A 7,500-nucleotide genomic window follows, 5' to 3' on the forward strand; every position below is an offset into this window, starting at 1 on the left:
TCAGCGCCCGCTGGCCCACCGAGAGCGGGAAGGACACCGGTTCCTGCCGGTGGGCCAGCGGGCGCTGAGCGTCATCGAACGGACCGCACCGGGCAACTACGCCTACAACCTGCCCCTCGCCTTCTGGCTGGACCCGGACGTCGACGTGGCCGCCCTGCGCGCGGCGCTGCGGTCCATGGTCGACCGCCACCCCCAGCTGCGGGCCCGCGTGGTCGGCGAGCGGCAGGTGGTCGACCCGGGCCGGGAGGTCGCGTTCACCGAGCGGCGGCTGGACACCAGCTCCACCGGGGACATGGCCGCGGTGCGCGAGGCGGCCCGGGCCTGCCTGCGCGAGCCCTTCGACCTCGCCGCCGGGCCGCTGCTGCGGGCCACGCTGTTCGGCCTGGCCGACGGCCGCCACGTCCTGCTGCTCACCTTCCACCACATCGTCTTCGACGGCGTGTCCATCCCGGTCTTCCTGCGCGAGCTGTCCGCGTTCTACCGGCAGTCCCCGCCGGCCGGCGCGCCCAAGGCGACCTTCGCCGACTTCGTACGCGAACAGCAGGACCTGCTGGCCTCGGAGCGCGGCGAGCGGCTGCGCGCGTACTGGCTGCGGCAGCTGGCCGGAGAGCTGCCCGCGCTGCGCCTCCCGCTGGACCGCCCGCGCCCCGTCGTGCCCGGCTACCGGGGGGCCTCCCTCGAAGGCCGCCTGGAGGCGGGCCCGATCGAGGCGGCCGGGCGACTGGCCGACGACGAGGGCACCTCGCTGTTCTGTGTGCTGCTCGCCGCCTACGTCACGCTGCTGCACGGCTACGCCCCCGGGGACCGGGTCCTGGTCGGCACGCCCGTCGCCGGACGCCCGTCGCCCCAATACGCCGATGTTCTCGGCTACTTCATGAACATGGTCGTGCTCAAGCACGACCTCGACCCCGAGCAGGACTTCAGGACCCTGCTGCGCGGCGTGCGGGACACCGTCCTGGAGGCCCTGGAGCACAGCGACTACCCGCTGCTGACGCTGGCGCAGGAGCTCCGCGCCCCGGGCCGCCTGTTCGACACCGCGTTCTACTTCCAGAACTGGGTCAAGGACGGCGGCGACACCGCCCCGGTGGCCGGCGTGTTCCCCGGGGTGCACCAGGAAGGCGAGTTCGACATCACCCTGGAGGTGGTCGAGGAGCCCGAGGGCGCCCGGTACTGCCTCAAGTACAACCCGGACCTGTTCGACGAGGACACCGTGCGCCGGCTCGGTGAGCGGTTCGCCCAGCTGCTCGACGCGGCGCTGGCCGAGCCGGGCGCCCCCCTCGACCGGCTCACCCGGCGGGCCGGCGGCGAACAGGCCACGGCCCACCAGGCGCCCCTGGTCGGCCGCCGGGCCGTGCACGACGGCCGCACCCTGCCCCAGCTGCTCGCCGAGCAGGCCCGTCGCACCCCCGACGCCATCGCGGTGTCCGACCCGGACACCGAGCTGACCTACCGGCAGCTCATGGAGCGCGTCGAACGGCTGGCCGGCCGGCTCAGGCGGCGCGGAGTCGCCCCCGGCCGCACCGTCGGCGTGCTGGTTCACCGCTCCCACGACATGCTGGTGGCCCTGCTCGGCGTGCTCGCGGCCGGCGGCGCGTACGTACCGCTCGACCCGGACTACCCCGCCGAGCGGCTGCGTTACATGGCCGAGGACGCCGGGCTGTGCCTGCTGGTCACCCAGTCCTCGGCGCGGGCCGACCTCGGCGCCGAAGTCCTGCTGCTCGACGCGCCGGGGGACGACCCCTCCCCGGCCGTGGACGGCCGGCCGGCGACGTCCGCCGCGACCCCCGACGACCCCGCGTACGTCATCTACACCTCGGGCTCCACCGGCCGTCCCAAGGGCGTCCAGGTCCCGCACCGGGCCCTGGCCAACCTCCTGCTGTCGATGGCCGAGGAGCCGGGGTTCACGGCCGACGACCATCTGCCGGCCCTCACCACCGTCTGCTTCGACATCGCCGCGCTTGAGCTGTTCCTGCCGCTGATCACCGGCGGCCGGGTGGAGATCGTGCCCACCCACATCGCCCGGGACGGTGTGCTGCTGCGCCGCCTGCTGGAGGCCGGCCGGGCCACCGTCGTCCAGGCCACCCCCGCCACCTGGAAGATGCTGCTCGCCGCCGGATGGCGGGGGAAGCGCGGACTGAAGGTCCTGTGCGGCGGCGAGGCGCTCGACCAGGACACCGCCCAGGAGCTGCTCGCCCGCGCCGGCCAGGTGTGGAACATGTTCGGGCCGACCGAGACCACCATCTGGTCCACCGTCTGCCGGCTGGCACCGGGCGACCGGGTCACCATCGGCCATCCGATCGACAACACCCGGCTGTACGTCCTCGACACCGACGGCAGGCCGGTGCCGGCCGGTGTCCCCGGCGAGCTGTACATCGGGGGCACGGGCCTGGCCACCGGCTATCTGGGCCGCCCGGAGCTGACCGCGCAGCGGTTCGTCACCATGGCAGGCGACCGCCGCTACCGCACCGGTGACCTGGTGCGCACCCTCCCCGACGGCCGCGTCGAGTATCTGGGCAGGCTCGACGCCCAGGTGAAGGTGCGCGGCTTCCGGGTGGAGCCGGGCGAGGTCGAGTCGGCGCTGCGCGGCCGGCCGGGGGTGCGCGAGGCCGTCGTGGTGGCGCGCCGGGTCGGCGGCGAGAACGTCCTGTACGCGTTCCTGGTGCTGGCGGACGGCGCCACCGTGCCGTCGCGGGACGCGCTCGCCGGGCGCCTCCCCGCACACCTTGTCCCGGACGCCCTCGTGGCGCTGCCGGCGCTGCCGCAGACCCTCAACGGGAAGGTGGACCGGGCCAGGCTGACCGCCGCGCCCCTGGACGAGCTGCGCGGGGCGTCCGCCCCCGAGCGGCGTCCGGCGGTCGGCACCGGCGAGCTGGCCCAGATGGTCGCCGGCATCCTCGCCATCGATGTGTCGCAGGCGCGCCCCGACGTCCCGCTCGGCGAGCTGGGGATGAACTCCGTCAGCTTCACCGCGCTCAGCACGCGGATCGGCGAGCGGTACGGGATCGAGGTGCTGCCGACGCTGTTCTACCGCTTCCCGACGCTCGCCGCGGTGGCCGCCCACCTGGCCGGCGGCGGGGCCGCGGACCCTGCCCCGTACGCCACGGGCGCGGACGTCCGCGCGGACGCGGGCCGGGCCGGGGCCGCCGAGTCGACCGTACGGCCGGCGCCCGAGCGGTCGGCTCCCGGGCGTGCCGGCGGGGCCGGGGACATCGCGATCGTCGGCATGGCCGGCCGGCTGCCCGGCTCGGCCGACCTGTCGGAGTTCTGGGACCACCTGGAGCAGGGCCGGGACCTGGTCGGCGAGATCCCCGCCGACCGGTGGGACTGGCGGGCGCACACGGGCGAGTCCCGCTCGCGCTGGGGCGGATTCCTCACCGACGTGGACCGCTTCGACGCGGCCTTCTTCTCCATCTCGCCCCGTGAGGCCGAGCTGATGGACCCCCAGCAGCGGCTGCTGCTCGAGGTGGTGTGGTCGGCGATCGAGGACGCGGGCTACCGGGCCTCGGACCTCGCGGGCAAGCGGGTCGGGGTGTTCATCGGCACCACCAACTCCGACTATCCCGAAGTCCAGCGGGCCGCCGGGCGAGCGGTCGACGCGCACACCCTGACCGGCGCCGCGCAGTCGATCATCCCGAATCGGATCTCCTATCTCCTCGATCTGCGCGGCCCCAGCGTGGCGGTGGACACCGCCTGCTCGAGCTCGCTGACCGCCGTGCACCAGGCGGTCGCCGCGCTGCGCGACGGCAGCTGCGACCTGGCGATCGCGGGTGGGGTCAGCCTGATCCTGGACCCCGGTCTTTACGCGGCGCTCAGCCAGGGCGAGATGCTCAGCGAGGACGGGCGCTGCAAGGCGTTCGACGCCGCGGCCAACGGCTATGTGCGCGGTGAGGGCGTGGGCGTCGTGGTGCTGCGCGACCACGCGGCGGCCCGCCGGGACGGCGACCCGGTGGCCGCCGTGATCAAGGCGACCGCCGTCGGCCACGGGGGCCGCACCACCTCGCTCACCTCCCCGAACCCGAACGCGCAGACCGAGCTGCTGGTCGAGGCGTACCGGGCGGCGGGCATCGACCCCCGGACGGTCGGCTACATCGAGGCGCACGGCACCGGGACGGCCCTGGGCGACCCGATCGAGTTCGGTGCCCTGAAGCAGGCGTTCGCCGAGCTGTACGGGGACGCGGAGCCGGGCGCGGAGGACGGCGGGCCGCGCTGCGGGATCGGCTCGGTGAAGACCAACATCGGCCACCTGGAGGCCGCCGCGGGCATCGCCGGGCTGCTGAAGGTCGTCCTCGCGCTGCGCCACCGGACCCTCCCGGCCAGCCTGCACTTCCACGAGCCCAACCCCTATCTGGAGCTGTCCGGCAGCCCGTTCGAGATCGTGGACTCCACCCGCTCCTGGCCGGCCCCCGTGGCCGCGGACGGCACCGCACTGCCCCGCCGCGCGGGGGTGAGCTCTTTCGGCTTCGGTGGCGCCAACGCGCACGTGGTGATCGAGGAGGCGGAGCCCGCCCTCACGGTCCTCACGGGGACGGACCATGGGCAGAGCGCGGAGGGGCAGCTGTTCGTGCTGTCCGCCAGGACCGGACGCGCGCTGCGGGAGCAGGCGCGGCGGCTGGCCGCGTTCGTCCGCGCCGAGCAGCCCGCTCCGGCCGACGTCGCCCACACCCTGCGCATGGGCCGCGAGCCGATGGAACACCGGCTCGCCTTCGTCGCCCGCGGCCGCGCCGAACTGCTGGACCACCTGGACGCCCACGCCGAGGGCCGGACCGAGCCCGGGGCGCTGACCGGCCGGGTGCCCGCCGGACCGCGGCGCAACGCGACCTCGCGCGGCGCCGCCTGGCGGGAGTACGTGCGGGCGCTGTTCGCCGAGCGCGACCTGGAGGCGCTGGCCCAGCTGTGGGCCGAGGGCGCGGACGTGAGTTGGTCCGACTGGTCCGGGCTGCCGCCCGCCCGCCGGATCGGGCTGCCGGCCTACCCGTTCGAACGGACCCGGCACTGGGCCGAATCCACGGCCGGGAGCGGTCGGGCCGCGCTGCTGGACGAGAACGTGTCGACCTTCGGCGAGTCCGCCTTCGCCAAGCGGCTGACCGGGGCCGAGTTCTTCCTCGCCGATCACGTGGTCGGCGAGGAGCGCGTGCTGCCCGGCGTGGTCCATCTGGAGATGGCCCGGCTGGCGGGCGAGCGGGCACACGGCGCCGCCCGGGTCCGACGCATCGACGATGTCGTCTGGGCCGCACCCGTCGCCCTCGCCCCCGGGCAGTGCCACGACCTGCGCGTCGTGGTGGCGCCTTCCGGCGCGTTCGACATCGCCGGGGAACACCCGCACGCCCGCGGAACGCTCGTGTTCGAGCAGGCGGGTGAGGCGGGCGCGGCGGCGGAGCAGATCGACCTGGCCGCCGTACGGAACCGGTGTTCGCGCACCAGGAGCCGGCAGGAGGCCTATGACTACTTCGAGAGCCTGGGCTTCCGGTACGGGCCGAGCTTCCGCGTGATCGAGGAGCTGGTGCTCGACGACGCCGAGGCCCTGGCCCGGCTGCGCCGCCCCGACGTCGGCGACCACCGTTTCCACCCGTCGCTGCTGGACGGCGCGTTGCAGACCGCGGGCTGGCTGGTGTCCGGCTCGGTGCCGCACCTGCCGTACTCGATCGGGTCTGTGGCGCTGCGCGCTGAGCTGCCGGAGGTCTGTTATGCGCATGTGACGGTGGTGCAGCGGCGTGCCGACGGGCAGGTGTTCGACATCGCGCTGACCGCGGAGGACGGCACCGTGGTCGCCCGGATCGAGCGGTTCACCCTGCGCGCCGTGTCCCGGCCCGAGTCGGGTGTGCATGCCTTCGAGCCGGTGTGGCGAGAAACCCATAACAAGGCTGATAAGGCCGACACCGGCGCCGAGGTGGAGCTGCTGGCCGTCGTGGACACCGGCGACGGGCGGGCGGCGGAGCTGCGCGGTGAACTCCTGCGGCTGGCACCCGGGCTGAGCGTCCGCGTCGGCGACCCGGGCGCGGCCTCGCACCTCGTCCACCTCGCCCCCCGGGGCGGGCTCGACGAAGCCCTCCGCGGCGGCTTCCACACCGCGCTGGAGGTGTGCCGGGCCCGGATCGCCGGACGCGGCGGGCCGCTGCGCTATCTGTACGTCCACGGAGACGAGCCCGGGGCGGCCGGGGCCGCACACGCCGCGCTGGACGGCTTCGCGCGCTCGATCGGGCAGGAGCACCCCGGGATCCGGATGACCGTGCTCGCCCACACTGGTGCCGCGTCCGCGTCCGCCGCCGACTTGGCCCGCCTGGTGCTCGCCGAACTCCGCGGCGGCGAGCCGGAGCTGCGGGTCGACGGGGCAGGGCGTACGGTCCGCGGCTGGCGGGCGCTGACGCTGCCCGCGGCCGGGGCGTCACCGCTGGCCCGGGACGGGGCGCACATCGTCACCGGGGGCTCGGGGAAGCTGGCCCGTCTGGTCGCCCACCGGATCGCCCGGCACCCCGGCGCGGGCGTCGTCCTGGTCGGCCGCTCGGAGCCGGCCGAGGACATGCCGGAGGGCTGGCTGTACCTCCAGGCCGACGTCGGTGTGCGGGACGACGTCGAGCGGGTGGTGCGCGAGGCCCGGCGCAGGTTCGGACGCATCGCGGGCATCGTGCACGCGGCCGGGACGCTGCGGGACTCGCTGGCGCTGCACAAGAGCGGGGCGGACGCCCACGCGGTGCTCGCGCCCAAGGTGCGCGGCCTGGTCCTGCTGGACGAGGCGACCAGGCGGGACCAGCTCGACTACTTCGTCGCGTTCGGCTCGACCGCCGCGGTGTTCGGCAACGTCGGGCAGACCGACTACGCCTTCGCCAACAGCTTCCTCGCCCACTACCTGGAGCGGCGGCAGCCCGCCCAGGGCCTTGCGGTCGACTGGTCGCTGTGGCGCGACGGCGGGATGACCATCGGCGCCGAGGCGCGGCAGGCGATGCGGCGCGCGTTCGGCATGGAACCGCTGCCGACCGAGGCCGCCCTCGACGCGCTGGAAGGCGCGCTGGCGAGCGGGGCCTCCCACGTCCTGCTGACCGCGGGCGACCGCGGCCGCATCGAGGACGCGCTGCTGCGGCGCCCCGCCGTGCCCGCCGGCGCCCCCGACCCGGCGCCGCGGCCGGCCCGCGAGACCGCACCGGCGGATGGGGACCCGGCCGGCGATCTGCGCGGCCCCGCCGAGGAGTTCCTGCGCGGGCTGCTGGCGGCCGAGCTGAAGATGCCGGCCGACGACATCGCCGCGGACGAGTCCTTCGAGCACTACGGCATCGACTCGCTGCTGGTGCTCAGCCTCACCCGCGAGCTGGAGCGCCACTTCGGCCCGCTGTCCAAGACGCTGTTCTTCGAGTACCTGACCGTCGCCGAGCTCACCGAGTTCCTGGCCGAGCAGCACGGTGGGACACTGCGGGAACTCGTCGGCCCGAGGCGCCAGGACGAACACCAGCCGTCGGCCGTCGCCGGCGCAGCCGTGCCCGCGAGCGCGGTGCCCGCGGCCACCGCGCT

1 protein-coding gene is annotated in these 7,500 nt (G+C 75.1%); it reads left to right on the forward strand.

The features are described 5' to 3' along the window. Positions 1-7,500, forward strand: a 7,500-nt coding sequence (locus tag CCN51_RS41375) for a non-ribosomal peptide synthetase (RefSeq protein ID WP_143676057.1), incomplete at both ends; no start/stop codon positions are given.

It is taken from the genome of Streptomyces milbemycinicus (assembly GCF_002154605.1).
Classification (GTDB): domain Bacteria; phylum Actinomycetota; class Actinomycetes; order Streptomycetales; family Streptomycetaceae; genus Streptomyces; species Streptomyces milbemycinicus.